The organism is Sulfuriferula sp. AH1 (genome assembly GCF_002162035.1).
GTDB lineage: Bacteria > Pseudomonadota > Gammaproteobacteria > Burkholderiales > Sulfuriferulaceae > Sulfuriferula.
The window spans coordinates 393,198-419,811 of the sequence record NZ_CP021138.1; the positions used below are offsets into that span (position 1 = coordinate 393,198).

The following is a 26,614-nucleotide window of genomic DNA, read 5'->3' on the forward strand; positions in this document are numbered from 1 at the left end:
TTTTTAACTTTAAGGAAATAGTGATGAATATGCTTAAAACCTTGCTTGTCAGCACCATGGTCAGTCTGGCGGCAACTTCAGTGAGTGCGGCTGAAGTAGTCGTGTACTCTGCCAGAAATGAACAGCTCATTAAACCTTTGTTCGATGCTTACACCAAGGATACGGGTGTGGAGGTGAAGTTTATTACCGATAAAGAAGGTGCTTTGCTCCAGCGTCTCAAGGCGGAAGGTCAGAATACGCCTGCCGACATGCTGATTACCGTGGATGCCGGTAATCTCTGGGAGGCTGCTAAAGAGGGGCTGCTCAAGCCGGTGCAGTCGAAAACATTAAATGCAAATGTGCCAGCTCATTTGCGTGACCCAGGTAATCAATGGTTCGGGTTGTCGGTACGCGCCCGTACTATTTTTTATAACAACCAGAAGGTAAAGCCTGCCGATCTGTCAACGTACGAAGATTTGGGTAACGCTAAGTGGAAGGGCCGTCTGTGCCTGCGGACTTCCAAAAAAGTATACAACCAGTCGCTGGTAGCCATGATGATTGCAGAACATGGCGCAGCTAAAACGGAACAGATCGTCAAATCCTGGGTTGCAAATCTCGCTACAGATCCGTTCCCGGATGATACCAAGATGCTGGAAGCGATTGCCGCGGGTCAGTGTGACGTAGGAATAGCCAATACATATTATTATGGGCGCTTGATGGAGAAAAAAGCGGGCTTGCCGCTGTCTGTATTCTGGCCTAACCAGAAGGCTGGCGGCGTGCATGTGAATGTTTCCGGTGCAGGCATAGTGAAATATGCCAAACATGAAAAAGAAGCGGTAGCGCTGCTGGAGTGGTTGTCTTCACCCAAGGCACAGAATCTGTTTGCCGATGTCAATATGGAATATCCGGTCAATCCAGCCGTCAAAGCTGATCCTGCGGTGGCTGCCTGGGGCAGCTTCAAGCAAAACCCGGTAAACCTTGCAAAAGCAGGTGAGCTGCAGGCTGAAGCGGTTAAATTAATGGATCGCGCCGGATATAGATGAAAGGCAATGGCTGGCGACTGACTGCGACTTTCATCGCAGTTCTGGTTATTATCCCGCTCGTAATCGTACTGGTTTCGCTGTTTAATCCGGAACGAGAAATCTGGCAGCACCTGCTGGAATACGTGCTGCCGGGTCTGTTTGGCAATACCTTGAAGCTGGTGCTGGGAGTGGCAATTGGCGTTACGCTGCTTGGTGTCAGCCTGGCCTGGCTGACTGCCGTGTGCGAATTTCCCGGACGGCGCTTTTTTTCCTGGGCGTTGTTGCTGCCACTGGCCGTGCCGGCCTATGTCACCGCTTTTGTTTACGTCGCTCTGCTCGACTTTGCTGGGCCACTGCAAACTTTGCTGCGTGAATTTGCCGGCGGTCCGGTCGTGTTCCCGCCCATTCGTTCAGCAGGGGGCGTGATCCTGGTAATGGTTCTGGCTCTGTACCCTTATGTTTATCTGCTGGCACGCAATGCCTTCCTTACCCAGGGAAAACAAGCGCTGGAAGTGGCGCAGTCGCTTGGCTACAGCCGGAAATCCGGGTTTTTCAAGGTGGCATTGCCACTGGCACGCCCCTGGATTATTTCAGGTCTGATGCTGGCCTTGATGGAAACGCTGGCGGATTTCGGTACGGTTGCAGTATTCAATTACGACACATTCACCACGGCTATCTACAAAACATGGTTCGGCATGTTTTCGCTGCAAGGCGCATCTCAGCTGGCATCCGTGCTGATAGTGCTGGTGTTCGCCTTAATTGTGGCAGAGCAGATGTCGCGCCGTGGTTTGCGATTTACGCAGGCCGGGCGACATACGCGCATGGATAGAGTCGTTCTGAGCGGGTATAACGCATGGCTGGCCAGCGGTTTTGCTGCCCTGGTTTTGCTGGTGGCATTTATCATACCGGTAATGCAATTGCTGTCCTGGTCGGCAAAAGTTTTTGTGCAGGATTTTGATGCGCGATATGTGGAATTTCTCTGGCACTCATTGTTACTGGGTGGATTGTCCGCGGTGCTGGTTGTTGTGACCGCATTGTTACTGACTTATGCCCAGCGCCAGCATAACGATAGCTGGACGGTCGCCATGGTACGCATCGCAACGCTGGGGTATGCAGTACCCGGCGCTGTTCTGGCCGTGGGTATCGTCATTCCTTTGGCATGGCTCGATCAACAGTTGATCGGCACTGCTAAAAGCTGGTTTGGTATCGACACCGGACTGATTTTGCAAGGCACATTATTGGTCATGCTGCCAGCTTATCTGACGAGATTTCTTGCGGTTGGCTATAATCCGATGGACGCTGCCATGCAGCGCATTACCCGTAACCTGGAAGAGGCGTCGCGCAGTTTGGGTTTTTCAGGGTTGGCCATGTTGCGCCGTGTGCATCTGCCCATGTTGCGCGGTGGTTTGCTGTCGGCTGCCGCTCTGGTATTTGTCGATGTAATGAAGGAAATGCCGATTACCTTGATGACGCGTCCATTCGGCTGGGATACGCTGGCAGTACGCATATTTGAAATGACTTCGGAAGGTGAATGGGAGCGTGCGGCCTTGCCCGCCGTGGCACTGGTGCTTGCCGGATTGCTGCCCATTGCCTTGCTGGTAAAACACTCGGAAAAATCCTGATGACTAGTTCTATACAATGCCCCGTCCCTGTGCCAGGCGTTTATCAGTTGGAAGTACAGGCAATACACCAGGGATATGATGACCAGGCGGTGGTGAAAGGCCTTTCCTTCAAGCTTGCTCAAGGCACTATCGGCTGCCTGCTCGGCCCTTCCGGTTGTGGTAAAACCACTGTGCTGCGCGGCGTCGCTGGCTTCGAGCCGGTTGGCGGCGGGGAGATAATAATTAACGGCGCCAGCGTGAGCCGGTCTGGTTTTATGCTGCCGCCCGAACAAAGACGGGTTGGCATGGTGTTTCAGGACTATGCCTTGTTCCCCCATCTCAACGTGGCTGATAACATAGGCTTTGGTCTGCATGGTATGAGCAGGCGGGAGCGTGTCCAGCGTGTAACAGAGCTGCTCGAGGTCGTGGGCCTGCCGGACAGTGGCCGTAAATTTTCCCATGAATTATCGGGTGGACAGCAGCAGCGTGTTGCCCTGGCCAGAGCCTTGGCCCCATGCCCCGCTCTATTGCTGCTGGATGAGCCCTTCTCCAGTCTGGATGTCGCGCTGCGCGAGCGGCTTGGACAGGAAGTGCGCGACATCCTCAAGCAGCAGAACACCACGGCGCTGATGGTCACGCATGATCAGAATGAGGCGTTTGCTATCGCCGACGAGATCGGCGTAATGAATCATGGGATACTGCAACAATGGGATACTGCTTATAATCTTTATCACCAACCAGCCAGCCGTTTTGTCGCTGATTTTATCGGCGAAGGGGTGCTGATACCAGGTACTGTACGCAATGGTAATCAGGTAGAAACCGTTTTGGGTACCCTGGCAGGGGAAATACCGCCGCAATGCGGTAGTGCATGCAAAGTGGAAGTGCTGTTGCGTCCGGATGATGTTGTGCATGATGATGCAAGTACCATGCAAGCCGAAGTGGTGCACAAAGTGTTTCGCGGTGCAGACATACTCTACACGCTTATGCTTGCAGGAGGGCAGAAGGTATTATCTCTGGTATCCAGTCATCACAATCATGCCTATGGAGAGATGATCGGTATCCGCATCGAGGCTGACCATGTCGTTGTGTTCCCTTGTGCTGCAGCGTGACGCCTGAGCTAAAGCAATCAGCCGAGTCACTTTTCTGATCGCAGGCTGATTGATCATCCCGGTGTGGCTGTCAGCGTTGCGAGCACGATCAACCTTACCGAAATGATCCATTATCGTTCAGTTGCGGATTGCCTTTGCGCTGTCAAAATAGGTATACGGCTTGCCGTGCTGGTACAGCGTATGCGTATTCAGCTCGATCCGATAATGATGCTGACTGCTGTTGATGTCCTTGCCGTCGGGGTCCGTAGGGTAAACGACGATCAGGTCATCGACACGGGAAGACAGCATGACATGCCGGGTCATTTTGGGTTTGTAACCGGCGCCGGTAGTGCGCAAGGCTTCCATCAGCACGCGTCCGTCGTGCCCGTCTCCGGCCAGTTTCAGGCCCATGATGTGTGCGATGGTGGGCGCCACGTCGACGTTGCCGCTAGGCGCGATATCGCGGTAGCTGCGGCGGAAATCCGGGCCGTAAGCGATCAGGGTGTTATGCACGTCGATCGGGCTGAAACTGCCGTGCATGCCGCGATTGTTGCCGGCGCTTTCGTATTCCGTGCCGGGCATGCCCTGGACGACAGCCTTGTCGTTGAAATTGAAGCTCACTACCACGTCAGGATTGCGTCCCTCGGTATTTTCCAGATGCACCAGTTGCAGCGGCAGCGTGCCGGGCAGTTTGCCGTAGCGGCTGTCGACGAAGACTGCACCGTATTCCGGGCGCGACTGCACGAAGCGCACCACTCTGGCGACGGTATCCGCATCGTGGTCGGGCAGATACAGGTAATCGCTGCCGCCGTTGGCGGCGATCACGACAGGGTGCTTGTCCAGCGGCAATGTGGCGGGAACCTTGAAACTGGCCGTGGTGTACTGCTGCCCCGGCTTGCCGCAAACGCTGCCGTCCTTGTCGGTCCGGGTGGCATAGACCGGCACGTTGTCGGCGCGGATGCCGGACATCACCGGATCCAGCAGGCAGCCCTTGCCGTCAAACGCAGTGAAGCCGGCGCGGGTGAGCAGATCGGCCGTGCGCACATCCCCTGAAACCGAATAGGCCAGTTCGCTGGTCTGTCCGGGCTTGCCGTCGGCGATCACGCGCAGCGGGAACCAGGTTGCGTCGCCTGCCACCGTGCTGTGGCCGTGATCGGAAACCACCACGATATCAGTGGTGTTCGCCAGATGCAGTGCCTTGAGCTTTGCCTGCAGCTCGCCCAGCAGCTTGTCCTGCGCGTGCAGCGCATCGCGCGCATTGGCCGTACCGGGGCCGTAATTATGCTGGGTGGAATCCGGGTTGCGCAGCCACACCAGGCTGAGTCCGGGGTTATGGTCAGGCAGGATATGCTCCAGATAAGTGTGCATCATGTAGGCGTTGGCCTTGCTGTAAGGCGAGCCGCTGGCATCGGTAGGGTCGGTGGTGACCTTGTCGTCGAGTTTGCTCACCTTGCCGAACGCGGTCGGGTCGCCGTTATCGTCTTTCAATACCAGTGTGGCATTGCTGTCAGTCAGCGGCGCGGTTTTGGGCAAGGCCACGCCCGCAGCCTGCAGTTCCTGCGCCAGACTCAGTGGCAATACCGTGCGCTCATCCAGCAACAAGCCGCCGCGCTGGAAATCCTGCAGATAGGCCGGGCCGGATTTACCGATGGCGGCAGTCGTGGTGCCATGGGCCTGTGCGGCCTGGAACAGGGTGCCGACCATCAGCAAATGGTCGTTGTAGGAAGCATTCAGTGCATCCAGGATGCCGTAGTCTTCGGTAAATTGCGGCTGCTGGAAATCCACCGGCTTGCCGTGCGAGTTGTTGCCCGTAGTGCTGGCGTGCCATACCGTATTGCCATAGAACCCGGTATGCTCAGGGAAACTGCCGGTCGCAAAGCTGGCCGCATTCATCATGGTAAAGGTTGGGTAGGTCGCGTGATTGGCGGTGAAATTCACCCCCGCCGCGCGCATGCGGTACAGGTTGGGCGTGTCGGCTTTAGTCACAGAATCCGGGCGCAGACCGTCCCATACGAAAATGATGACATGGCGGGAACCGGTGGCAGCTTTGGCGTGGGCAGCGTAGGCGGGTAGCCCTGACAGTAGCAGGCTTGTAGCCATGGCCAAACATATCTGTTTAAGTGCAGGTTTTCTCATGAGAAGCGGGCTCATAGCACGAATTGATGATGGCGTAAGCTTACCTAACGCGAATGACGGGAGTGCGGCAGAATGCTGACGGATTGCTGATGCGTTGTTTTGGATAGTGATTTTGCTGGCTGCGTTATAAGCCTTCGAAAATGCTACGATACTAGACTTGACTCCGTTTGTTCCGATGGGTATTCATGCTCGCGATTTGAGCATTGCCATAAATGCAGCCACATCGTTTCTCACGAGATCATCGAAAGGCCACAGACCTCCGATGACCTCCTCGTGTACCACATTGACAAACTGCTGAAGCGTGGCGAAGTACCGAATGTCTTTGTTTTCCTCGAACTCCCCCAAAGTTGCCCCACAAAGAACGGCGGCAAGGTCGTTGTGAGAAAGCGCCTTGTTTCTAATCGTGCGAAGCCCCTTAGCAAATGCGTTCAACTCTTCCGCTAGCTGGCCAAGCGTTGCGGAAACTGTTGCATTCCAGGCACCGTATTTAACCATGTACTCGATGCCCAAAGTGACTTGGCCGGCGACTACCACCGGATCGTGGAGCTTCGCAATTTGGAGAAGCGTGTATTCATGGCTGATCGTTCGCAACCTTGCGAGTGCCTCAGCCCCCATTGAACTTTGAAGTTCTTTCGCTCTCGGATTGTCGTCGAACATCTCCCGATGATTGAGCCACACTTGGTAAGACCAGTCGCAGAGTTTGCAGAACTCTAGGGTAACGTGAACGGAATGTGCGGTCATGGAGACGCCCTACAAGGTGTTCTCACTGCGCATAACTCATTTGACAGGGCCGGCCGGCGGGGCATCTGGCCTTTCACGCGCCAGCCAGATGCCTATGGACACGAAAGCTAACGCAAAGAGCAAGGAATCAAGATTTACGGGGTTGTTGGCAATGAAGGAATCGAGAAACTGCCCCATCAATGACAAGGAACCAAGGAGGACAAGGACAAAACCTATTCCACGTTTCATTCTCACTGGCTTGCTCTTGGTGGGTCTGGCGGCAAAGAATGCTACTGCTGCCACAAGGACGAGTAGGGGAAGGAATGGAAGAATGGAGTGCATGGCCGGGTACCTTTCAGAATGGCGATAGCGGACTCGTCGTTGTTAGCGACGCTCAACGTTGGACATAAGGTGCGCGCTTTAGCGCGTCCCGCTTGATGGATGGGTTGGGCAGTGAAATAGATGAAAGTAAGTTCTTGGCAGACATGCAATCAACTCATTTACGAATTAACTTTGTAACTTTATTTATTAACACGGACAGTGCCCAAAAAACTGCGGCAAGAAATGTGTTGAATAAGAGTAATGCATATCCACACAAGAAATATAGGGCTGGAATTGGGCCGTATATTGCAAAAAGAATCAGTGCATCCTTGTTCAACTTTTGCTTGTCCATTGCCGACATGGCTCGTAAGACAAAGGGCGCTGTGATAACACCAGATGCCGACCATGCGGCTATCAAAAGTATACTTGTCGTAAAGTTGCTCACAATTGCCGTCCGCTCAAGGCTCAACGTTTAATAGACACCGATTTCGGTGCCTGTTTTATTTAGTAAATCGGTGTATAACAGTGAATTTAGCATTTTACCCCTACTACAAAACCAACATTATTAATTAATTGTCATAATCAATATAATGCACTGTTTATATAATAAAATTTATACTATTTCCCGATAAATACACCGACTCAATAAGCATTTAAACACATAAATAGGCAACGATTATTAGAAAAATAAATACACCTATTAGCGCACCTTTAAAGTTGTTAGTCCAAGTGCGTGAGAGTATTAGGGTAAAACATTAATGCTCGCTTAGTTAAGCTAGTTTAAACGTTTGAATATGTGACCGATAGTGATTTTTTGGGTTTTTAGCCAAACAACCGCGCCAGCTCCACCCCCGGATCATCCGCCCGCATGAACGCTTCGCCCACCAGAAACCCATGCACCTGATGCGCCTGCATCCGCTCGACATCGGCGCGGCTGTGGATGCCGCTTTCGGTGATGACGATGCGGTTGGCGTCGATCTGGTTCAGTAGTTGCAGCGTGGTGTCGAGGCTGGTTTCGAAGGTGCGCAGGTTGCGGTTGTTGATGCCTTGCAGCGGGGTGTCGAGTTGCAGGGCGATATCGAGTTCTTCGCTGCTGTGCGATTCGACGAGGACGGCCATGCCTAATTCATTGGCTATCGCTTCCAGTTCCTGCATCTGCGTCAGGCTGAGGGCGGCGACGATGAGCAGGATGCAGTCGGCGCCCATGGCTCTGGCCTCATACACCTGATATGGGTCGATCATGAAATCCTTGCGCAATACCGGCAGCTCGCAGGCGGCGCGGGCGGCAATCAGATACTTGGCGCTACCCTGAAAATAATCGCGGTCGGTGAGCACTGACAAACACGCTGCACCATGCTGGGCGTAGGTTCTGGCAATTTCAGCCGGCTGAAAATCGGCGCGGAGCAGACCTTTGGAGGGGCTGGCGCGTTTGATTTCGGCGATGACGGCGGGGCGCTGCTGTGCTACGCGCTGGCGGATGGCACCGACAAAGTCGCGCGGCGCGGGCATGGCGATGGCGCGCGTCTTGATTTCGTCTAACGATATCTGGCTTTGCGCGACAGCGATTTCGCGTTGTTTGGTGGCGAGGATTTTATCGAGGATGTCAGACATGTTGGCTGTAATCTATCAGTTGTTCGAGCTTGCGCTGCGCGGCGCCGGAGGTGATTTGCTGCATCGCCAGCGCGACGCCTTCGGCCAGGCTGACGGCGATACCGGCGACGTAGATGGCGGCGCCGGCATTGAGCGCGACGATGTCGCTGGCGGCGCGGTGCCGGTTGGTGATGGCGTCGACCAGCATGGTTTTGGCGGAAGCGGCGCTATCCACTTTCAGGCTGCTGTTGTCGGCGCGGGCGAGGCCGAATTGTTCGGGAGTGATTTCGTATTCGCTGACCTGGCCGTGGTTGAGCTCGGCGACGTAGCTGATGCCGCTCAGACTCAGTTCATCCATGCCGTCTGCGGCGTGCACCACCATGACATGCTCGCTGCCCAGGGTATGCAGCACCTGCGCCAGCTTGGCAGTGAGGTCGCGGGAAAATACGCCCATCACCTGATTGGGGGCGCTGGCGGGGTTGGTCATCGGCCCGAGCAGATTGAACAGGGTGCGTACACCCAGTTCGCGCCGCACCGGTGCGGCGTGTTTCATCGCGCTGTGATGGTTGGGCGCGAACATGAAGCCGATGCCGACTTGTTGTACGCACTGCGCGACCTGTTCCGGGGTGAGGTTGACGTTGACACCCAGTGCTTCGAGCACGTCGGCACTGCCGGAGGTGGACGATACCGAACGGCCACCGTGTTTGGCAACCTTGGCGCCGGCGGCGGCAGCGACGAACGCCGATGCGGTGGAAATGTTGAAGGTGTGTGCGCCGTCGCCGCCGGTGCCGCAGGTGTCGACCAGATTTGCGACGCCGGCTAACGGTACTTTGATCGACAGCGCGCGCATGACTTCAGCAGCGGCGGCGAGTTCGGTGATGGTTTCGCCTTTGCAGCGCAAGGCGACGAGGAAGGCGGCGATCAGCGTGGGTGGCAGTTCGCCACCCATCACTGCGTGCATCAGCGCGAGCATTTGCTCGCGGCTGAGGTCCTGCCGCTCCAGCAATTGATTGAGCAGTTGAGGTGCGTTAATCATGAGCTCGCCTTACGCTTTGATTTTGAGGAAGTTGGCCAGCATTTCATGGCCGTATTCGGTGAGGATGGACTCAGGGTGGAATTGCACGCCCTCGATCGGCAGGGTCTTGTGGCGCACGCCCATGATTTCGCCGTCGTCGGTCCAGGCGGTGATCCCCAGGCAATCCGGCAGACTGCTGCGCTCGATCACCAGCGAGTGATAACGCGTGGCGCGCAGCGGATTGGGCAGGCCGGCGAACACGCCGGTGTCCTTGTGGTGGATCATCGAGGTTTTGCCGTGCATCAGCTGTTGCGCGCGCACGATCTTGCCGCCGAAGGCCTGGCCGATGCTCTGGTGACCCAGGCAGACACCGAGGATAGGCACCTTGCCGGCGAAAGCCTTGATTACCGGCACGGAGATGCCGGCTTCGGTGGGCGTGCACGGGCCGGGGGAAATGACAATGTGGTCGGGTTTGAGCGCGGTGATGGCGTCGAGGTCGATTTCATCGTTGCGGAACACGCGCACCTCTTCGCCCAGCTCGCCGAAATACTGCACCAGGTTGTAGGTGAACGAATCGTAGTTGTCGATCATCAGTAACATATTATTCTCCCGCTCCTTCCAGACCTGCTTGCGCCAGTTCGGCGGCGCGGATCACGGCACGGGCCTTGTTCTGGGTTTCTATCCATTCGTTCTCTGGGATGGAGTCGGCGACGATACCTGCACCAGCCTGGACGTAGAGCATGTTGTCCTTGATCACCGCAGTGCGGATGGCGATGGCCAGATCCATCGCGCCGTTAAAGCTGAGGTAGCCGACTGCGCCCGCATAGATGCCGCGCTTGCTCGGCTCCAGCTCGTCGATGATCTCCATCGCGCGCACTTTGGGGGCGCCGGATACCGTACCGGCGGGGAAGGTGGCGCGCAGCACGTCCATCGCGCTGAGGCCGGGCTTGAGTTTGCCTTCGACGTTGGAGACGATGTGCATGACATGCGAGTAGCGCTCGATCTGCATGTTTTCAGTGACCTTGACGCTACCAGTGATGGCGACGCGTCCGGCGTCGTTGCGGCCGAGGTCGAGCAGTTGCAGGTGCTCGGCGCATTCTTTCGGATCGGCCAGCAGTTCGGTCGCAAGCGCAGCATCGGATTCGCGGCTGGCGCCACGCGGACGGGTTCCGGCGATCGGGCGCACCGTGACCGTGTCGTCTTCCAGACGCACCAGGATTTCCGGGGAAGCGCCGACGACATGGAAGCCACCCATGTCGTAATAGAACATGTACGGCGACGGGTTGAGGCTGCGCAGCGCACGGTACAGGGTCAGGGGGCTGGCGTTGAACGGGCGCGACATCCGCTGGCTCAGCACCACCTGCATGATGTCACCGGCGAGGATGTACTCCTGTGCGCGGCTGACCGCGGCCTTGAAGGCATCTTCGCCAAATTCGGACACGACTTCAGCCGGGGCAATGGCTTCGGTATGTGGCGCGGCCAGCGGTGCGCGCAACTGCGCGGTGAGCTGGTTGAGACGTACATAACCTTTACTGTAGGCATCGGGCTCCAGCGGGTCGACATACACGATCAGGGTCAGCGAGCTGCTCAGGTTGTCGACCACTACCAGTTCTTCGGTGAGCAGCAGCAGACTGTCCGGCGTGTGCAGCGTGTCGTTCTTGTGAGTATCGGCCAGACGCTTTTCGATATAGCGCACCGTATCGTAGCCGAAATAACCCGCGAGACCGCCGTCGAAGCGGGGCAGGCCAGGCAGGTCGGCGGCACGGTAACGCTTGAGCACGGATTCGATAAAGCTTAACGGGTCAGCGCTGTCATGCTGCTCGACTTTGACGCCATCGGTTTCGATGGTGACGACATGGCCGTGCACGCGCAGTACGGTGTGTGCAGGCAGGCCGATGAAGGAATAACGGCCGAACTGCTCGCCACCAACCACGGATTCGAGCAGATACGAATACGGTGCGTTGGCGAGTTTCAGATAGACCGCTAATGGCGTATCCAGATCCGCAGGCAATTCGCGGGTCAACGGAATACGGTTGTAGCCCTGGCGGGCCAGTTCAAAGAATTGCTGTTCAGTCATGATGCATTTACCTTTAGACGATGAGAATGATGGGGACAGTGCGGATTAGCTGCGCCATCGCCACCATCGTGCTGATAGTTTCATCGGGAAGGTAAATGCAAACATGATTAATTGGCCTTGACGACTAATTTTGATGCGTCAAGCAACGTCGGCGTGACCGCATCCAGATCCAGTTCGCTGACCGCACGGCCGCGGTTGTAGCCGTACGGCACGCAGAATACCGGGCAACCGGCGGCACGTGCCGCCTGAGTATCATTCAGCGAATCGCCGATCAGCAGCAATTCCGACGGCTCGATACCAAAGTGCTTGCACGCGTGCAGCAGCGGCATCGGGTCAGGCTTGCGCTTGGGCAACGCGTCACCGGACAGCACCAGCTCGAAGTAATCCAGCAGACCGGTGTCGCGCAACAGGGGGATGGTGTACTTTTCAGCCTTGTTGGTGATGCAGGCGATATGCACGCCCATCGCGCGGAATGCTTCCAGGCCGGCAACCACGCCATCGAACGGGCGCGAATACTTGGAGACATTTTCGCCGTAGTGCTTTTCGTAGATCGGGAATGCGCGGGCAAACAGCTCTGTGTCCGGTTCTGCGTCCATGTCGCCGGTCAAGACGCGTTTGGCCAGGCGTGACACGCCATTGCCGATGTAGGTCTTGATGGTGTCCAGCGGCGGAGCCGGCATGCCGAGCTCGGCCATCATCAGTTCCGCAGCGTAAGCCAGGTCGGGTGCGGTGTTGAGCAAAGTGCCGTCGAGGTCGATCACCACTGCCTTGATTTTAATCGGGAATTCCATCGTTACGCCACCTTTGCCAGTTCTGCGCGCATGGCGGCAACGACGCTGTCGTAGCGGTGCGGGTCGGTATCCTTGCCAGCGCCGTAAATGGCGGAGCCGGCAACGAATACGTCAGCGCCGGCGCGGGCGACTTCGGCGATGTTGTCGACCTTGACGCCGCCGTCAACCTCGAGCCAGATGTCGCGACCGGAAGCGTCGATACGCTGGCGCACTGCACGAATCTTGTTCAGGGTTTCAGGGATGAATTTCTGGCCACCGAAGCCGGGGTTGACTGACATCAGCAGGATCATGTCGAGCTTGTCCATGACGTGATCGAGGTAGTTCAGCGGGGTGGCAGGGTTGAATACCAGACCGGCTTTGCAGCCGGATTCCTTGATCAGCGCCAGCGTGCGGTCGATGTGCTCGGACGCTTCCGGGTGGAAAGTAATCATGTTTGCCCCGGCCTTGGCAAAATCGGGGATAATGCGATCCACCGGCTTGACCATCAAATGCACGTCGATTATCGCATCGGTCACCGGGCGTAACGATTCGCATACCAGCGGACCTATGGTTAAATTAGGAACGTAATGGTTATCCATCACGTCGAAGTGAATGATGTCTGTACCGGAAGCGATCACGTCGGTGACTTCTTGTCCCAATTTGGCGAAGTTTGCAGATAGAATACTTGGTGCGATACGAAACTGTTTGGACATGACGACTCCTTGTAACCCGCTAGATATGAAAGTGTACGATTTTACCTGTAATTGCGCCCTAGTAACAGTATGCGTTTTCTGAAAGATACCCTATGGCCGACATAAGAAAGAACCATATCACTATCGAAGTGCAAACTGCGTTTCTGCCCGAGCAATCCGACCCGGAGCTGGAGCGCTATGTGTTTGCCTATACCATCACCATCACCAATACCGGTACGGTCGCCGCACAGCTGGTGTCGCGCCACTGGATCATCACCGATGCCGAGGAACATGTGCAGGAAGTGCGCGGCCTTGGCGTAGTGGGCGAGCAGCCATTGCTGAAACCGGGCGAATCGTTCGAATACACCAGCGGTACTGCGCTGAATACGCCGGTCGGCACGATGCAGGGCAGCTACCAGATGATCGCCGAAGACGGTGAGCATTTTGATGCGGAGATTGCGCCGTTCGTATTGGCTATGCCCCGGACCCTGCATTGATCGCGTGATTTGCCATGTCGAATCCGGCTGCGTTGCATGAATCCGAGCTGAGTCCGGCTGCCCGCCGGGTGCTGGCAGCGCTGCTGTTTTCGCTGGGATTGCACGCTGCCGTCATCGGTCTGGTGCGGCTGGCGCCGTCGATGCCGCCGGTGCCAAACCTGCCGAATGTTTTGCAGGTCGAATTGCCGCAACGGCCGCAGCCTGTGGTCGCGACCCCTCCCAAGCTGGCGGTGGGCGATGTGGCGGTGATGACGGCGATCACCCAGAGCACCCTGCCGGTCAGGATGTTGCCGCCCAAACCGGATGCGCATGCCCGGGTTATGCAGGTGCAGCCTGTTGTCCCCGCGCCTGAACCGTCGCCCATTTCCGCGCAGCCGTTGACCCCTCCGGCCAACTCCGGTTTGCCGACCGTCAATGTGCCGTTGCTGGCCGACAACACTTATTACACTGCAAAAGAAGTCGATGTGCATCCGCATGCACTGCATCCCATCATGCCGGTTTATCCGCAATCGGCTGCCGACCGGAACATTCAGGGCTGGGTGCTGCTCAAGATCAAGCTAAGCGATACCGGCAAGGTCGAACAAGTCACGGTTGGCGACGCCAGCCCGCCCGGCGTGTTCGATCAGGCGGCGGTGAATGCCTTTATCAGGGCCGGTTTCGCCCCGGCGCAAAAATCCGGGCGTGCTGTGAAGTCGCTGGTGGAGATTAAAGTCTGGTTCAATCTTAATTAAGGTAAAATGGGGTTGAAGCTGATCAGGCAATCGCTGCCTTGAGTAATCAGGGGAGAGGAAAGTCCGGGCTCCATAGAGCAGGATGCCGGTTAACGGCCGGCCGCCGTGAGGCGAGGAACAGGGCCACAGAGACGAGTATGCCGGCTTTCGGGCCGGCGGATGTGAAACGCGGTAACCTCCATCCGGAGCAAGGCCAAATAGGCAGACGATGAAGCGGCTCGCTGAGTCTGCGGGTAGGCTGCTTGAGCGTCTGGGCAACCAGGCGCCTAGAGGAATGATTGCCCACGACAAAACCCGGCTTATCGATCAGCTTCACCCCCAATCCGAGCATTTTCATGAGTAAAGCATTCACCAAGGAAACCGATGGCGATGATGACGACCTGACCCCCGTGTTGGCGTTGCCGCAGGGTGTCAAGAATTACATGACACCGCGCGGTCATGCGTTACTGCAGGCCGAGTTCGATCATTTGTTGCGCACCGAGCGTCCGCAGGTGGTGGAAATCGTGTCCTGGGCGGCATCGAACGGTGACCGTTCCGAGAACGGCGATTATATCTACGGCAAGCGCCGGTTGCGCGAAATCGACCGGCGCTTGCGTTATCTCACCAAACGTCTGGATACCGCCGAGGTCGTTCATCCCGAAACCCGGCAGGATCTGGAGCAGGTGTTCTTCGGCGCCACCGTGACCGTGGCCGATGAATCCGGCGTCGAGCAGACTTATCAGATCGTCGGTGTGGATGAAGCCGATCCGGCGCACGGTCTGATCAACTGGGTATCGCCGCTGGCGCATGCCCTGCTCAAGGCGCGCGAAGGCGATCTGGTGCGCTTCCAGACGCCCGCGGGCATGCGCGAGGTGGAAATCGTCAGCGTGCGTTATCTCTAGCGCAGACCTTGCTTTTGCACTGATGCAGGGCGTGAGCCAGCGCAGTCACGAGTCTCTCCAGGCATTCGGCTCCATCATGCGGATGCCGGTTACGCCCTGTTTTTGTGCAATAAATATCTTCCCTTTGCAGGGTTCGTTCGAGTGATGTGATCGCCCAAAAATCCTGTCTGCCGTCTGGTATGGCAATTGCTTAATGGGGTTTATTTGTATATTTACAGGTGAACCCATGCGATACGTCTTTTTGATTTTGGCTAGCGTCCTGTTGTTGCCCAATCCTGCTTTTGCGGCTGATCTTGCCGGTTTGCAGGCGTCCATGGATACCGTGTGGCTGATTACTGCTGGGGCTTTGGTGTTTTTTATGCAGGCGGGTTTTGCGCTGGTCGAAGGCGGTATGGTGCGTGCCAAAAATAGCGTCAACGTCATCATGAAGAATTATGTGGATGCCTGTTTCGGCGCGATCGCATTCTGGATGGTGGGGTACGGTTTGATGTTTGGCGATAATTTTTCCGGCTGGTTCGGTGAAAGTCATTATCTGCTCGGCAATGCGGCGCATCTGGATTACAGCCTGCTGTTTTTTCAGACCATGTTTGCCGCTACCGCCGCGACGATAGCCAGCGGTGCACTGGCGGAGCGCATCGAATACAAGGCGTATCTGGTGGGTTCGGTGGTGGTGACGGCATTTATTTATCCGGTTTTCGGCAGCTGGGCGTGGGGCAGTCTGTACCATGGCAGCGGCTGGCTCAAGCAAATGGGGTTCGTCGATTTCGCCGGTTCTACCGTGGTGCATTCGATAGGCGGCTGGGTGGCGCTGGCAGGTATCATCGTGCTGGGGCCGCGGCTGGGTAAATTCGGCTCGGAAGGCGAGATCCGCACCATACGCGGCCATAATCTGCCGATGGTGGCCTTGGGCGGCTTTATTTTGTGGCTGGGCTGGTTCGGATTTAACGGCGGTTCGACTGCGGCAGCCAATACCAGCATCGGGCTGATCAATCTGAACACGCATCTGTCCGGCGCAGCGGGTGCGGTTGGTGCGATGCTGGGCATGGTGCTGTTACGGCAGCCGATATTGCTGACCAATACGGTGAATGGCAGCATCGCAGGCCTGGTGGCGATCACTGCCGGTTGCGCAACCATGGAGCCGATGTTCGCCATTGCAACCGGGGCGATTGCCGGAATACTGATGATACTGATGGCGATGTTGCTGGAACAGCTGCATCTGGACGATGTGGTCGGAGCGGTATCGGTACATGCTTTTGGCGGGGCGTGGGGGACGCTGGCGGCAGGGCTGTTCTATGCCGGTGACATGTTCAATGCGGACAGGATCTATGTGCAATTGCTGGGAATAGGTGCGGCGTTTCTGTGGGCGATGCCGGTGTCCTTGCTGATGTATTTTCTGATCGGCAAAGTGATGGGGTTGCGGGCAAGCACGATGAATGAACAGCGCGGCCTCGATTTTACCGAGCATGATGAAATCGGTTATCCCGAATTCCAGAAAGATATCGTGCACCAGACGCAGGGAGGCCACTGATTATGGCGATGTCTGTGTCGGATGCAGAAATAGTGCGTCGCCGCCGTGCGGTTTTTACCGGATTGCGCCCTTATCTGCCGGAGCATCTGCTGTTGCAGGCAGTGACCTGCTGGCAGCAGAAATACGTCAATAAGCCGATGTTTGCGCTGAATAAGTTTCTGTTTGAAATTTGCGATACGCCGGCACTGGCGGAGCAGCGCGCGGATATGCATCGCAGTCTGATGGAAGCGTTATGGGCGGATGAGTCGGCTCTGGCGCCTGACCCGTTGCTCTACCTGGTCGCCGATGATCTGCCGCTGCCGCAATACCAGACGGCATCGATGCGGGCTGACCAGCGTTCCGCGCCAACTCAGTTGTTCGATAATCTGATTACCGAGTTTCTGGAAAGCTTGTCCAGCGTGAAACAGGATGCCGATGTCAGGGCCAGAAATGCGCTGGCGGCCAGCCTGGCGGAGGAAGTGGCGCTTGCTCCTCGTCTGGCTGCACCCATTGCGAACTGGATTCTGGGTGTCCATCCGGTGCTGGAAGACGGCTTGAGTGTGCAGCACATGCAGGCGTTGTTGCATGTGGCCTATGTGCAGGCGTGCGACGCCATCGGCCCGGTGCGGACGGATAACCTGCTGACTGCGGCCATCCATAAGACGGAATCGCTGGCCGTCGCCAAAACATTCGATGTGCGCAAATTTCTATAGGACGCATGCTGTGCGATGCTGAAAGGCTTGAATAAAAGGATGAATAGGTATTAAATTCTGTTACGCATATAATTTCAGTGCAAATATCTTGTATCCGGTAGTGCTGACAGGGAGATGACGAAGATGCTATTGCGTTGGTTGAGTGTAATGGGTTTGATATGGCTCGGATTGTCACAGGCGCAGGCCGAACAGTCCGGCGCCCGGCTTTATGAACGTAACTGCGCGGCTTGTCACGGTGCCGCCGGGACAGGCGGTATCGGCGTGCCGCTGGCACTGCCGTCGTTTCAGGCGAGCATCAGTGACGATTATATCCGCAAGACCATCCGGGTCGGCCGGCCTGGCCGGGTGATGCCTGCATTCCCCAACTTGAGCCCGGATGAAGTCGATGCCATCGTGCATTATGTGCGGGCCTGGAATAAAAAGCCGCCGATCGTGTATTCATCCGCACCGATCAAGGGCGATCCGGCCCATGGCAAGCAGCTGTTCAGCCATTATTGTGCCGCATGTCATGGTGCCAATGCGGAGGGCGGCAAGGGTACTGGCGTCACCTTCTCCCGTCCGCGCGATCTGCCGATTATGGCGCCGGCGTTGCACAACCCGGGGTTTCTCGCTTCCGCTAGCGATGCGATGATCAAGGCGACCCTGATGAACGGAAGAGAAGGAACGCCGATGGTGTCTTTCCTGAAACGCGGGCTGAAGGAAAAGGATATCAATGACCTGGTAAGTTACGTGCGCAGTCTGGAGCGGCAACCGTTGCCGGATAGTGCCAAGGTGCTGCAGGTGGAGAGTCCGGTCATCGTGCGTGACTCGCCTTATGATCTGAAAACGACGGTGGAGAACGTCAAGCAGGCGGTCAGCAATAATAATTTCTTTTACGGCCGGGTGCAGACTCTCGAATACGGGTTTACCTCGCCCGAAAACGAAAATCCGAAGCAGGTGATCGTGTATTTTTGCAATGTCAGCCTGTTGAATCAGGTATTGGCGATCGATCCGCGGGTGGGTATGTTCCTGCCTTGCCGTATCACCATCTTCGAACAGAATGGCAAGGTGAAGGTGATGTCGGTCAATCCGAAAGTCCTGAGTGGTTTGTTCAATAACTCCGAGCTCAATCGTCTGTGCGATCAGATGACGCAGAGCTATACCACCATTATGGAGGAGGCGACATTATGAAGAAGATCGTGCAATGGATAGGGCTGGCGGGTTTGCTGTTGTGTCTGGGTCGGCCGGCTATGGCCGAAGGCTTGCTGATGGCGCGTACCGATAATCAGTTCCCTGAAGCGATGGCGCTGCTGCAAAGCGCCATTTCCAGCCGCGGTTACAAGATCACGCGCTTGCAGGAAGTCAACGAGAATCTGGCGAAGCGTGACTTCAAGAGTGATATGTACCGTGTCGTGTATTTCGGCAAATACGAGGAAGTGAAGTCGGTGACGGCGAATTATCCGGAGTTGATCCCCTTCCTGCCGCTCAATATCACGATATTTGCCGAGGGCGATCAGGCTATTCTGGTTGCCAGTCATCCCAGAATGCTGGAGAGTTTTTTTTCTGATCCAAAACTGAAGCCGTTATTCGAGCGCTGGGAGGCGGATTTGACAGCCATCATGGATGAAGTGCGGGAATCGAAATGATATTGCTGTGATGTAGCTTCACACTAACGGCGGGGTAATGCCCCGCCGTTTCTTTTTGGCAAGTAAGGCCATGCGTCTGTTTCCTGTCTGGAAAGCGGATATGCAAACGCATTTTGCCGTACTGGCCATGCCGATTTTCATAGTCTTCATGATGTACTTTCAGTATGTGAGCTATGTGCTTAATTTTGATTGTTTATTAGCATTTGGTAATGCTTGTAAGTCCTTGTAATATCTAAAAAAACCGCGTTTCTTGCTTGACCCTCCCATTTTTATTATCTATAGTGGTGATAAGTGGTAAAAAGTGGTGAAAAGTGGAGATTTTTCCTTCGCGATTTTGATAAAGGCAAGGCATGTTTCGTGGCGTGACGACACTCAGTTTGGATACCAAAGGGCGGCTAGCCGTGCCGTCGCGGTATCGTGACGTGCTGTCGGCGCAAGGGGACGGGCGTGTCGTCGTCACCGCAGATCCCAGCAAATGCCTGTTGTTGTTCCCGTTGCTGGAGTGGGAGCCGATCGAGAAAAAACTCAATAGTCTATCCAGTTTTAATCCGCAGACCCGAAGTTTGCAGCGTTTGCTGGTAGGTAATGCGGCAGACCTGGAGCTGGATACGACTGGCCGTATCCTGTTGCCGGCCATGCTGCGTGAATTTGCGGCGCTGGAAAAAAGCGTGGTGCTGGTCGGTCAGGGTGCAAAGTTTGAATTATGGAATGAGTCGCGCTGGCAAGAGCAGATGGATCTGGCGTTAACGTTCAAAGATGGCGATATGCCTGATGAACTGGCAGGGTTTTCGTTGTGAGCGAGAGCTTGCAGCATGAGACGGTACTGCTCGAGGCGGCTGTTGCAGCACTGAATATTCAGCCGGATGGCCTCTATATCGACGCGACTTTTGGCCGGGGCGGGCATAGCCGGCACATTCTGGCGCAGTTAAGTGAACGTGGGCGGCTGTTTGCCTTCGATAAGGATCCGATGGCGATAGCGGCCGGGAAGGGGTTGGCCGATACGCGTTTTACCCTGATACACAGCGGCTTTGAGCATGTGGCCGAGGAAATGGCGCAGCGCGGGATCACGCAGGTGAATGGCGTGCTGATGGATTTGGGGGTGTCGTCGCCACAACTGGATGACGCGACAAGGGGGTTCAGTTTCCGTTTCGATGCGCCGCTGGATATGCGGATGGATACTACGCGCGGACAAACGGCGGCGGAATGGCTGGCGCAGGTCGGTGAAACAGAATTAAAAGAGGTCATTAGTCAATATGGTGAAGAGCGGTATGCTAGGGCGATTGCAAGAGCGGTTGTGGCGCAAAGAGCAATTGCGCCGCTCACAACCACAAAACATCTGGCGCAACTCGTCGCGTCCGTCGTCCCTGCCCGTGAGCCTGGGCAGAACCCGGCGACCCGCACCTTTCAGGCTATACGGATTTACCTCAACCGTGAACTTGAGGAGCTGTCGCTAGCATTGCCGCGATGTGCCGCTTTGCTGGTTTCCGGCGGCCGGCTGGTGGTGATCAGTTTCCATTCGCTGGAAGATCGCATCGTCAAGCGGTTCATGCGCGAATGGTCAAGTCCGCCGGTATTGCCGGCACGCTTGCCGATCCGTGCAGCGGATATTCCGGCCGCCAAAATGCGGTTGGTCGGGCGTGCGATCCGGCCTGACGCCGATGAGGTCGCTGCCAATCCGCGGGCGCGCAGTGCAGTGATGCGCGTGATGGAAGCGCTATGAGTCGTGGCCATTTGTTCCTGCTGTTTGTGGTGGTGATGTGTGCGTTGGGTGTGGTGACGAGTCAGCACCGGGCGCGCAAGGCTTTTGTCGAGCTGGAGCAGGCGCAGACCCGCCAGCATCAGCTGGAGGTGGAATGGGGGCAGTTGCAGCTGGAGCAAAGCACCTGGGCGATGCATGCCCGTGTGGAAAAGATTGCGACGGAAAACTTGCAGATGCAGCTGCCTGATCCGGCTCATATGCGGGTCGTTTTCCTCGGGAAAGCGCCTGAGGTGCGGCCGTGAGCCGTATTGCAGCACGTCCGGTCAGCCATTTGCTGGAGTTGCATTTGCAGCAATGGCGGGGACGGCTGGTGTTGGGTCTGATTTTATTGTGGTTGCTGGTATTGGCAGGGCGCGCCGTGTATTTACAGGGTTTACATCATGATTTCTTGCAACGCAAAGGCGACGCGCTAGCCAGTCGCGTGGTCGAGTTGCCTGCGCATCGCGGCATGATTGCCGATCGTAATGGCGAGCCGCTGGCAATCAGCACGCCGGTAGAGTCGTTGTGGGCCAATCCGTCTGCGGTGGAAATCAGCGCCAGCCAATTGAAGAAGCTGGCGTCGGTATTGCAGATGCCGGTATCGGAACTGCAAGCCAAGCTGGCGCAAAAAGACCGCGAATTCATTTACCTGAAGCGCCGTTTGCCGCCTGATCAGGCGGAGTCGGTCGCCAAGCTCGGCATTGCCGGAATGTCCTTGCAGCGCGAATACCGCCGTTACTATCCGGCAGGAGAAGTCGCAGCGCACTTGCTGGGTTTTACCAATATTGATGATAACGGCCAGGAAGGCATGGAATTGGCCTATCAAAGCTGGCTGGCAGGCATCCCGGGAAGCCGGCGCGTGCTGAAAGATCGCAAGGGTAATGTATTTGAGGACGTGGAAGGGATACTGAGTCCCAAGCCCGGGCACGACCTGGTGCTGTCGATAGATATGCGCCTGCAATATCTTGCCTACCGCGAACTGCAGGCAGGCGTGCTGGCCAACAAGGCCAAGGCGGGCGCCATCGTGGTGTTGAATGCGAAGACCGGCGAGATTCTGGCATTGGCCAATGTGCCGTCATTTAATCCGAATAACCGCGAGGGTGTGAAGCCGTGGCAAATGCGTAATCATGCCGTGACTGACGAATATGAGCCTGGCTCAACCTTGAAACCATTTACTGTGGCTGCGGCAATGGATACGGGCAAGTATCGCCCCGACACCCTGATCGATACCGGCAACGGCAGCTTGCAAATGGGTACCAAGACTATCCATGATGCGCATCCGCACGGCATGCTGACAGTCTCGCAAGTGATCCAGAAATCCAGCAACGTCGGCGCATCGAAAATGGCGTTGTCGATGACGCCCGAATACATGTGGACGGCATTGCACAAAGCCGGTTTCGGCACAGTGCCGCAGGTCGGTTTCCCCGGCGCTGCATCGGGCAGCTTGCGTCCCTATCAGCGTTGGCGTCCGATAGAGCAGGCGACCATGTCCTACGGTAACGGCATATCAGTGAGCTTGCTGCAGCTGGCGCGCGCCTATACGGTGTTTACCAATCATGGCGTGATGAAGCCGGTCACCATGCTCAAACAGACCGAACCGAGCACCGCCGGCGTGCGCGTGTTCAGTGCACAAAGTGCCGATGCATTGACCCCGATGCTGGAAAGCGTGATCACACCGGAAGGCACCGCGCCGCAGGCTGCGCTGGAAGGCTACCGCGTGGCAGGTAAAACCGGAACTGCGCACAAACCGGATCGTGGCGGATATTCTTCGGACAAATACATTGCCTCGTTCATCGGTTTTGCGCCGGCCAGTAATCCGCGCCTGATCATTGCGGTGATGATCGATGAGCCTTCAGCCGGACAATATTACGGCGGTACAGTGTCGGCGCCGGTATTCAAAAAAGTCATGGAAAGCGCATTGCGAATGCTGGATGTGGCACCCGACAAGCCCATAGAGCACCAACCGTTGCCCACCACGGTGGTGGGCGAGGATGAGACAACATGAGCCGCACCGCCAATCATAACCATAATGCCGCCGAAATCCTGGCGGCTTTGCTGCGTCAAGGCATCGCGCTAAGCGGATTGACAGCGGACAGCCGGCAGGTCAGACCAGGCATGGCATTTGCCGCATACCCTGGAGAAGCGGGTGATGGTAGGCGTTATATCGCAGCGGCGATTGCCGCGGGCGCTGCGGCGATATTGTGGGAGCAGGCGGGTTTCGTATGGCCTGCGGAATTCGGCCGTGTGCTGAATATCCCGGTAACGGATTTGAAAGACAAAGTCGGTGAAATCGCGGCACAAGTATATGGTGATCCGTCGCGCGATCTATGGGTCATAGGCGTTACCGGAACCAATGGCAAGACCTCGTGCACTCAGTGGCTGGCTCAGGCCTTGTCGGCACTTGCCCGCAAGACGGCCGTCATCGGTACGCTGGGTAACGGCTTTCCACCTGATCTGGACTATACCGGCAATACCACGCCGGATGCGGCAGTGCTGCAAGCGGCATTGGCGGAATATCGTGCAGCAGGTGCGGTCGGGGTGGCGATGGAAGTGTCGTCGCATGGGCTGGATCAGGGCCGGGTCAATGGCGTGCAGTTCGATGTGGCGGTGCTGACCAATCTGACGCGCGACCATCTGGATTATCACGGCGATATGGCGAGTTACGCCGCAGCCAAAGCGCATTTGTTTGCGTGGCCGGATCTGCACTACGCGGTGCTGAATCTCGATGACGAATTCGGTCGCGAGCTGGCGTCGAAACATCAGCATGGCCCGGTGCAGGTGGTCGGTTATGGTTTCGAACGCGGCAACGTACGCGGCAGCCGCCTGCAATTGTCTCCCGCCGGATTGGCAATGACAGTGGAAAGCGATTGGGGTCGTGCCGCACTGCATTCTCCCCTGCTGGGCCGTTTTAACGCGCACAACCTGCTGGCGAGTCTTGCTGCCCTGCTGGTGAGCGGGGTCGGTCTCGACGATGCGGTTGCCGCATTGTCTGCGGTCAGCGCGGTTGCCGGGCGCATGCAGGCGATAGGCGGCAACGGACAGCCGCTGGTGGTGGTTGATTATGCGCATACGCCGGATGCGCTGGAAAAAGTACTGTCGAGTCTGCGTGAGCTGAATCCGGCAGGGCAGGTATGGTGCGTGTTCGGTTGCGGTGGTGAGCGCGATGCCGGCAAGCGTCCGCTGATGGGTACGATCGCCATGCGTCTGGCCGACCGGGCGGTGGTGACTTCGGATAACCCGCGCAGCGAAGATCCGCAAGCGATTATTGCCGCGATACGCGCAGGAATGAATGGAAATGAAATGGTAGCAGCCGATCGGGCGCAGGCCATCGCCGGGGCCATAAAGCAGGCACAGGCAGGCGATGTGGTATTGATAGCCGGCAAAGGGCATGAGGATTATCAGGAAATAGCGGGTGTCAAATACCCATTCAGCGATCTGTCGGTCGCCCGGCAAGCCCTGGAGGTGCGCGCATGAACATGATGACCATCGCCACAGCGGCCCAGGCGCTCGGCGCACAGGTACGCGGTACTGCGACGTTTGCCCGTGTAACGACCGATAGCCGGCAGATACAGCCCGGCGACCTGTTCGTGGCGTTGCGCGGCGAAAAATTCGACGGTCACCAGTTTGCGCAGGCCGCGCTGGATGCCGGTGCCGCCGCCGTGATGCTGGATGAGCAGGGTGCGGCAGATATCTCTCCCGCGCTGGTGGTTGCCGACACACGCCTGGCTTTGGGCTGGCTTGCGGCCTATTGGCGGCGCCAGATGCCGGCACGCATAGTCGGTGTGACCGGCAGCAGCGGCAAGACGTCAGTCAAGGAAATGCTGGCGGCGATATTGCGTGCGGCAGTCGGCGAGGATGCGGTCCTGGCGACGCAGGGCAATTTCAATAACGATATCGGTATGCCATTGACGCTGCTGCGCTTGCGCAGCGGACATCAGTACGGCGTAATCGAGATGGGCATGAATCGGGCGGGCGAGATCGATTATCTGACCCGGCTGGCGCAACCCGATGTGGCCTTGATTAACAATGCGGGTACGGCCCACATCGGCATGCTGGGTTCGGTGGCTGCGATCGCCGCGGCTAAAGGCGAGATACTGGCGGGTCTGCCTGCTCAGGGTATCGTGGTCATCAACGCTGACGATGAGTTCGCACCGTTATGGCGGCAGTCAGCCGGCACGCATACCGTGATGGATTTCGGTTTGCGGCATGCACAGGCAGTACGCGGCAGCTATGTGGCATATGCGGACTATAACGATATGCAGATCAGCGCCCAGAATATGCAATTGGCGGTACGCTTGCCGGTGCCGGGCGAACACAACGTCATGAATGCATTGGCGGCTACGGCGGCCGCATTGGCTTTGGGGATCAGCGGCGCAGCGATTGTGGCCGGACTGCAGGGTTACAAGGGCGTGTATGGCCGCCTGCAACGCAAACAGGCGATTAATGGCGCTGTCCTGATTGACGACAGCTATAACGCCAACCCCGATTCCACCAAGGCAGCCATACAGGTGCTGGCGGCAGCGTCCGGTACTCGTTTGCTGGTGCTGGGCGATATGGGAGAGCTGGGTGCTGATGCAGCGGAGATGCATGCCGAAATCGGCAAGCTGGCCAAGTGCGCCCGGATAGACGGTTTGTTTGCCCTTGGGGAATTGAGCCGGCATGCAGTAGCCGCCTTCGGTAACGGAGCCCGGCATTTTAATAACGCAGAAGAACTGACAGCTACCCTGTTGCCGCAATTGGCAGCCGAGGTGACGGTGTTGGTCAAGGGGTCGCGTTTCATGCAGATGGAACGCGTGGTTAAAGCTTTAGAGGAGGAAGCCTGATGTTGCTATGGCTATTTCAACACCTGGCGTCTGACGTGCGCGCATTCAACGTCTTCAATTACATTACCTTGCGCGCTGTGCTGGCAACGCTGACTTCGCTCACCATCTCGTTCATGGTCGGTCCTTATGTGATACGTAAGCTGACTTCGATGAAAATGGGCCAGTCGGTGCGTGATGACGGTCCGCAAACGCATCTGGTGAAAGCCGGCACGCCAACCATGGGCGGCGCGCTGATCCTGGTATCCATTGCGATCTCCACCTTGTTGTGGGGCGATCTGGAGAACCGCTATGTATGGGTCGTGCTGCTGACCACACTCGGCTTTGGCGTAGTGGGCTGGGTCGATGACTATCGCAAGGTGGTATATCGCAATCCGAAAGGATTGTCGGCAAAAGCCAAATATTTCTGGCAATCGGTGTTCGGCCTCGGCGCTGCATTGTTCATCGCGTATTCCACCGCGCTTCCGGCACAAACCGAGCTGATCGTGCCGTTTTTCAAGCACGTTGCCATTCCGCTGGGCACGATAGGTTTTGTGATACTGACATATTTCGTTATCGTCGGCTCCAGCAACGCCGTCAATCTGACCGATGGTCTGGACGGGCTGGCGATCATGCCCACGGTCATGGTGGCATCTGCGTTGGCAGTATTCGCTTACGTCGCCGGGCATGCGGTGTTTTCTAAATATCTGGGCATCCCGCACATCCCCGGGGCAGGCGAGCTGGTGGTGTTCTGCGCTTCCATCGTCGGCGCCGGTCTGGCATTCCTGTGGTTCAACGCCTATCCGGCGGAAGTGTTCATGGGCGACGTCGGTGCGCTGGCGCTGGGCGCAGCACTGGGTGTGGTGGCGGTGATCGTGCGCCAGGAAATCGTGCTGTTCGTGATGGGCGGGGTATTCGTGGTGGAAACGCTGTCGGTGATGATACAGGTGGCTTCGTTCAAGATGACCGGCAAACGCGTATTCCGCATGGCGCCACTGCATCACCACTACGAATTGAAGGGCTGGAAGGAAACGCAGGTCGTGGTGCGATTCTGGATTATCACCATGATGCTGGTGCTGATTGGTTTATCAACATTGAAAATACGGTAAAGC

27 protein-coding genes and 1 other RNA gene are annotated in these 26,614 nt (G+C 56.7%); 19 read left to right on the plus strand and 9 right to left on the minus strand.

Translation table 11 applies throughout. From position 1 onward, the window contains the following. Positions 1 to 29: 29 nt before the first annotated feature. Genes CAP31_RS02015 through CAP31_RS02025 form a run of 3 tightly spaced genes read left to right on the plus strand, consistent with a single transcriptional unit; the run spans position 30 to position 3,711 of the window. Complete coding sequence (locus CAP31_RS02015) at positions 30 to 1,022, plus strand: Fe(3+) ABC transporter substrate-binding protein (RefSeq protein ID WP_087448216.1); 993 nt, start codon at positions 30 to 32, stop codon at positions 1,020 to 1,022. After that, entirely contained in the window at positions 1,019 to 2,623 is a 1,605-nt protein-coding gene (locus tag CAP31_RS02020; RefSeq protein WP_087446008.1) for an iron ABC transporter permease, read from the plus strand. Before CAP31_RS02015 ends, CAP31_RS02020 begins: the two co-directional genes overlap by 4 nt. Next, on the plus strand, positions 2,623 to 3,711 hold the full coding sequence (locus tag CAP31_RS02025; protein WP_087446009.1) for an ABC transporter ATP-binding protein: 1,089 nt from the start codon (positions 2,623 to 2,625) through the stop codon (positions 3,709 to 3,711). Before CAP31_RS02020 ends, CAP31_RS02025 begins: the two co-directional genes overlap by 1 nt. A gap of 117 nt (positions 3,712 to 3,828) precedes the next feature. Here the strand turns inward: CAP31_RS02025 and CAP31_RS02030 are convergent, their stop codons facing one another. The 9 genes from CAP31_RS02030 to rpe form a co-directional block, all read right to left on the minus strand. Beyond that, positions 3,829 to 5,790, minus strand: a complete 1,962-nt coding sequence (locus tag CAP31_RS02030) for an alkaline phosphatase family protein (protein WP_223247333.1) — start codon at positions 5,788 to 5,790, stop codon at positions 3,829 to 3,831. 219 nt (positions 5,791 to 6,009) lie between these two features. After that, the gene (locus tag CAP31_RS02035) at positions 6,010 to 6,567 is read right to left on the minus strand and encodes a hypothetical protein (RefSeq protein WP_087446010.1); all 558 of its coding nucleotides are present in this window, start codon (positions 6,565 to 6,567) and stop codon (positions 6,010 to 6,012) included. A 36-nt stretch (positions 6,568 to 6,603) separates the two neighbouring features. Next, the gene (locus CAP31_RS14725; protein ID WP_157662625.1) at positions 6,604 to 6,888 is read right to left on the minus strand and encodes a hypothetical protein; all 285 of its coding nucleotides are present in this window, start codon (positions 6,886 to 6,888) and stop codon (positions 6,604 to 6,606) included. Between the two features lie 801 nt (positions 6,889 to 7,689). Next, positions 7,690 to 8,478 carry an indole-3-glycerol phosphate synthase TrpC gene (trpC, locus tag CAP31_RS02050; RefSeq protein WP_087446013.1) on the minus strand — a complete coding sequence of 263 codons (789 nt, stop codon included), beginning with the start codon at positions 8,476 to 8,478 and terminating at the stop codon, positions 7,690 to 7,692. After that, complete coding sequence (trpD, locus tag CAP31_RS02055; protein WP_087446014.1) at positions 8,471 to 9,493, minus strand: anthranilate phosphoribosyltransferase; 1,023 nt, start codon at positions 9,491 to 9,493, stop codon at positions 8,471 to 8,473. The genes trpC and trpD overlap by 8 nt, the downstream gene beginning before the upstream one ends. A gap of 9 nt (positions 9,494 to 9,502) precedes the next feature. Then, positions 9,503 to 10,072 (minus strand): aminodeoxychorismate/anthranilate synthase component II, encoded by a 570-nt coding sequence (locus CAP31_RS02060; RefSeq protein ID WP_087446015.1) that lies wholly within the window; start codon positions 10,070 to 10,072, stop codon positions 9,503 to 9,505. Between the two features lies 1 nt (position 10,073). Continuing rightward, positions 10,074 to 11,549: an anthranilate synthase component I gene (gene trpE, locus CAP31_RS02065; protein WP_087446016.1), complete on the minus strand. Its 1,476-nt coding sequence runs from the start codon at positions 11,547 to 11,549 to the stop codon at positions 10,074 to 10,076. Between the two features lie 107 nt (positions 11,550 to 11,656). Next, positions 11,657 to 12,340: a phosphoglycolate phosphatase gene (locus tag CAP31_RS02070; protein ID WP_087446017.1), complete on the minus strand. Its 684-nt coding sequence runs from the start codon at positions 12,338 to 12,340 to the stop codon at positions 11,657 to 11,659. Between the two features lie 2 nt (positions 12,341 to 12,342). Then, positions 12,343 to 13,032 carry a ribulose-phosphate 3-epimerase gene (gene rpe / locus CAP31_RS02075; protein ID WP_087446018.1) on the minus strand — a complete coding sequence of 230 codons (690 nt, stop codon included), beginning with the start codon at positions 13,030 to 13,032 and terminating at the stop codon, positions 12,343 to 12,345. 92 nt (positions 13,033 to 13,124) lie between these two features. On the opposite strand from rpe, the gene apaG reads away from it, so the two are divergent. The 16 genes from apaG to mraY all read left to right on the plus strand — a co-directional run bounded on the left by apaG (position 13,125) and on the right by mraY (position 26,611). Beyond that, positions 13,125 to 13,508: a Co2+/Mg2+ efflux protein ApaG gene (gene apaG, locus CAP31_RS02080; RefSeq protein WP_087446019.1), complete on the plus strand. Its 384-nt coding sequence runs from the start codon at positions 13,125 to 13,127 to the stop codon at positions 13,506 to 13,508. Between the two features lie 14 nt (positions 13,509 to 13,522). Next, the gene (locus CAP31_RS02085; RefSeq protein WP_087446020.1) at positions 13,523 to 14,239 is read left to right on the plus strand and encodes an energy transducer TonB; all 717 of its coding nucleotides are present in this window, start codon (positions 13,523 to 13,525) and stop codon (positions 14,237 to 14,239) included. Between the two features lie 14 nt (positions 14,240 to 14,253). After that, positions 14,254 to 14,557, plus strand: an RNA gene (rnpB, locus tag CAP31_RS02090) — RNase P RNA component class A. Between the two features lie 17 nt (positions 14,558 to 14,574). Then, positions 14,575 to 15,120, plus strand: coding sequence for a transcription elongation factor GreB (gene greB / locus CAP31_RS02095; RefSeq protein WP_087446021.1), 546 nt, complete (start codon positions 14,575 to 14,577; stop codon positions 15,118 to 15,120). 226 nt (positions 15,121 to 15,346) lie between these two features. Continuing rightward, positions 15,347 to 16,648 (plus strand): ammonium transporter, encoded by a 1,302-nt coding sequence (locus tag CAP31_RS02100; protein ID WP_087446022.1) that lies wholly within the window; start codon positions 15,347 to 15,349, stop codon positions 16,646 to 16,648. Between the two features lie 8 nt (positions 16,649 to 16,656). Further along, positions 16,657 to 17,340: a hypothetical protein gene (locus CAP31_RS02105; RefSeq protein WP_157662626.1), complete on the plus strand. Its 684-nt coding sequence runs from the start codon at positions 16,657 to 16,659 to the stop codon at positions 17,338 to 17,340. Between the two features lie 147 nt (positions 17,341 to 17,487). Next, the gene (locus CAP31_RS02110; RefSeq protein WP_223247334.1) at positions 17,488 to 18,510 is read left to right on the plus strand and encodes a c-type cytochrome; all 1,023 of its coding nucleotides are present in this window, start codon (positions 17,488 to 17,490) and stop codon (positions 18,508 to 18,510) included. Then, positions 18,507 to 18,965: a DUF302 domain-containing protein gene (locus CAP31_RS02115; RefSeq protein WP_087446025.1), complete on the plus strand. Its 459-nt coding sequence runs from the start codon at positions 18,507 to 18,509 to the stop codon at positions 18,963 to 18,965. The genes CAP31_RS02110 and CAP31_RS02115 overlap by 4 nt, the downstream gene beginning before the upstream one ends. Before the next feature lie 37 nt (positions 18,966 to 19,002). After that, complete coding sequence (locus CAP31_RS02120) at positions 19,003 to 19,194, plus strand: hypothetical protein (RefSeq protein WP_087446026.1); 192 nt, start codon at positions 19,003 to 19,005, stop codon at positions 19,192 to 19,194. Positions 19,195 to 19,315: 121 nt separating this feature from the next. After that, positions 19,316 to 19,762, plus strand: a complete 447-nt coding sequence (mraZ, locus tag CAP31_RS02125) for a division/cell wall cluster transcriptional repressor MraZ (protein WP_087446027.1) — start codon at positions 19,316 to 19,318, stop codon at positions 19,760 to 19,762. Beyond that, complete coding sequence (rsmH, locus tag CAP31_RS02130) at positions 19,759 to 20,685, plus strand: 16S rRNA (cytosine(1402)-N(4))-methyltransferase RsmH (protein ID WP_087446028.1); 927 nt, start codon at positions 19,759 to 19,761, stop codon at positions 20,683 to 20,685. Before mraZ ends, rsmH begins: the two co-directional genes overlap by 4 nt. Continuing rightward, positions 20,682 to 20,966: a cell division protein FtsL gene (ftsL, locus tag CAP31_RS02135; protein ID WP_087446029.1), complete on the plus strand. Its 285-nt coding sequence runs from the start codon at positions 20,682 to 20,684 to the stop codon at positions 20,964 to 20,966. Before rsmH ends, ftsL begins: the two co-directional genes overlap by 4 nt. Further along, positions 20,963 to 22,708, plus strand: coding sequence for a penicillin-binding protein 2 (locus CAP31_RS02140; RefSeq protein WP_223247335.1), 1,746 nt, complete (start codon positions 20,963 to 20,965; stop codon positions 22,706 to 22,708). The genes ftsL and CAP31_RS02140 overlap by 4 nt, the downstream gene beginning before the upstream one ends. Then, positions 22,705 to 24,177 (plus strand): UDP-N-acetylmuramoyl-L-alanyl-D-glutamate--2,6-diaminopimelate ligase, encoded by a 1,473-nt coding sequence (locus CAP31_RS02145; protein ID WP_087446030.1) that lies wholly within the window; start codon positions 22,705 to 22,707, stop codon positions 24,175 to 24,177. The genes CAP31_RS02140 and CAP31_RS02145 overlap by 4 nt, the downstream gene beginning before the upstream one ends. Continuing rightward, the gene (gene murF, locus CAP31_RS02150) at positions 24,174 to 25,526 is read left to right on the plus strand and encodes a UDP-N-acetylmuramoyl-tripeptide--D-alanyl-D-alanine ligase (protein WP_369802427.1); all 1,353 of its coding nucleotides are present in this window, start codon (positions 24,174 to 24,176) and stop codon (positions 25,524 to 25,526) included. The genes CAP31_RS02145 and murF overlap by 4 nt, the downstream gene beginning before the upstream one ends. Continuing rightward, complete coding sequence (gene mraY, locus CAP31_RS02155; RefSeq protein ID WP_087446031.1) at positions 25,526 to 26,611, plus strand: phospho-N-acetylmuramoyl-pentapeptide-transferase; 1,086 nt, start codon at positions 25,526 to 25,528, stop codon at positions 26,609 to 26,611. The genes murF and mraY overlap by 1 nt, the downstream gene beginning before the upstream one ends. The last annotated feature ends 3 nt before the right edge of the window (positions 26,612 to 26,614 follow it).

What these genes read in the sequence shown, in the direction of transcription:
- CAP31_RS02015 (WP_087448216.1), top strand. Translation starts at nt 30, where the DNA reads ATGCTTAAAACCTTGCTTGTCAGCACCATGGTCAGTCTGGCGGCAACT.
- CAP31_RS02020 (WP_087446008.1), top strand. Translation starts at nt 1,019, where the DNA reads ATGAAAGGCAATGGCTGGCGACTGACTGCGACTTTCATCGCAGTTCTG.
- CAP31_RS02025 (WP_087446009.1), top strand. Translation starts at nt 2,623, where the DNA reads ATGACTAGTTCTATACAATGCCCCGTCCCTGTGCCAGGCGTTTATCAG.
- CAP31_RS02030 (WP_223247333.1), bottom strand. Translation starts at nt 5,790, where the DNA reads ATGGCTACAAGCCTGCTACTGTCAGGGCTACCCGCCTACGCTGCCCAC.
- CAP31_RS02035 (WP_087446010.1), bottom strand. Translation starts at nt 6,567, where the DNA reads ATGACCGCACATTCCGTTCACGTTACCCTAGAGTTCTGCAAACTCTGC.
- CAP31_RS14725 (WP_157662625.1), bottom strand. Translation starts at nt 6,888, where the DNA reads ATGCACTCCATTCTTCCATTCCTTCCCCTACTCGTCCTTGTGGCAGCA.
- trpC (WP_087446013.1), bottom strand. Translation starts at nt 8,478, where the DNA reads ATGTCTGACATCCTCGATAAAATCCTCGCCACCAAACAACGCGAAATC.
- trpD (WP_087446014.1), bottom strand. Translation starts at nt 9,493, where the DNA reads ATGATTAACGCACCTCAACTGCTCAATCAATTGCTGGAGCGGCAGGAC.
- CAP31_RS02060 (WP_087446015.1), bottom strand. Translation starts at nt 10,072, where the DNA reads ATGTTACTGATGATCGACAACTACGATTCGTTCACCTACAACCTGGTG.
- trpE (WP_087446016.1), bottom strand. Translation starts at nt 11,549, where the DNA reads ATGACTGAACAGCAATTCTTTGAACTGGCCCGCCAGGGCTACAACCGT.
- CAP31_RS02070 (WP_087446017.1), bottom strand. Translation starts at nt 12,340, where the DNA reads ATGGAATTCCCGATTAAAATCAAGGCAGTGGTGATCGACCTCGACGGC.
- rpe (WP_087446018.1), bottom strand. Translation starts at nt 13,032, where the DNA reads ATGTCCAAACAGTTTCGTATCGCACCAAGTATTCTATCTGCAAACTTC.
- apaG (WP_087446019.1), top strand. Translation starts at nt 13,125, where the DNA reads ATGGCCGACATAAGAAAGAACCATATCACTATCGAAGTGCAAACTGCG.
- CAP31_RS02085 (WP_087446020.1), top strand. Translation starts at nt 13,523, where the DNA reads ATGTCGAATCCGGCTGCGTTGCATGAATCCGAGCTGAGTCCGGCTGCC.
- greB (WP_087446021.1), top strand. Translation starts at nt 14,575, where the DNA reads ATGAGTAAAGCATTCACCAAGGAAACCGATGGCGATGATGACGACCTG.
- CAP31_RS02100 (WP_087446022.1), top strand. Translation starts at nt 15,347, where the DNA reads ATGCGATACGTCTTTTTGATTTTGGCTAGCGTCCTGTTGTTGCCCAAT.
- CAP31_RS02105 (WP_157662626.1), top strand. Translation starts at nt 16,657, where the DNA reads ATGTCTGTGTCGGATGCAGAAATAGTGCGTCGCCGCCGTGCGGTTTTT.
- CAP31_RS02110 (WP_223247334.1), top strand. Translation starts at nt 17,488, where the DNA reads ATGGGTTTGATATGGCTCGGATTGTCACAGGCGCAGGCCGAACAGTCC.
- CAP31_RS02115 (WP_087446025.1), top strand. Translation starts at nt 18,507, where the DNA reads ATGAAGAAGATCGTGCAATGGATAGGGCTGGCGGGTTTGCTGTTGTGT.
- CAP31_RS02120 (WP_087446026.1), top strand. Translation starts at nt 19,003, where the DNA reads ATGCCCCGCCGTTTCTTTTTGGCAAGTAAGGCCATGCGTCTGTTTCCT.
- mraZ (WP_087446027.1), top strand. Translation starts at nt 19,316, where the DNA reads ATGTTTCGTGGCGTGACGACACTCAGTTTGGATACCAAAGGGCGGCTA.
- ftsL (WP_087446029.1), top strand. Translation starts at nt 20,682, where the DNA reads ATGAGTCGTGGCCATTTGTTCCTGCTGTTTGTGGTGGTGATGTGTGCG.
- CAP31_RS02145 (WP_087446030.1), top strand. Translation starts at nt 22,705, where the DNA reads ATGAGCCGCACCGCCAATCATAACCATAATGCCGCCGAAATCCTGGCG.
- murF (WP_369802427.1), top strand. Translation starts at nt 24,174, where the DNA reads ATGAACATGATGACCATCGCCACAGCGGCCCAGGCGCTCGGCGCACAG.
- mraY (WP_087446031.1), top strand. Translation starts at nt 25,526, where the DNA reads ATGTTGCTATGGCTATTTCAACACCTGGCGTCTGACGTGCGCGCATTC.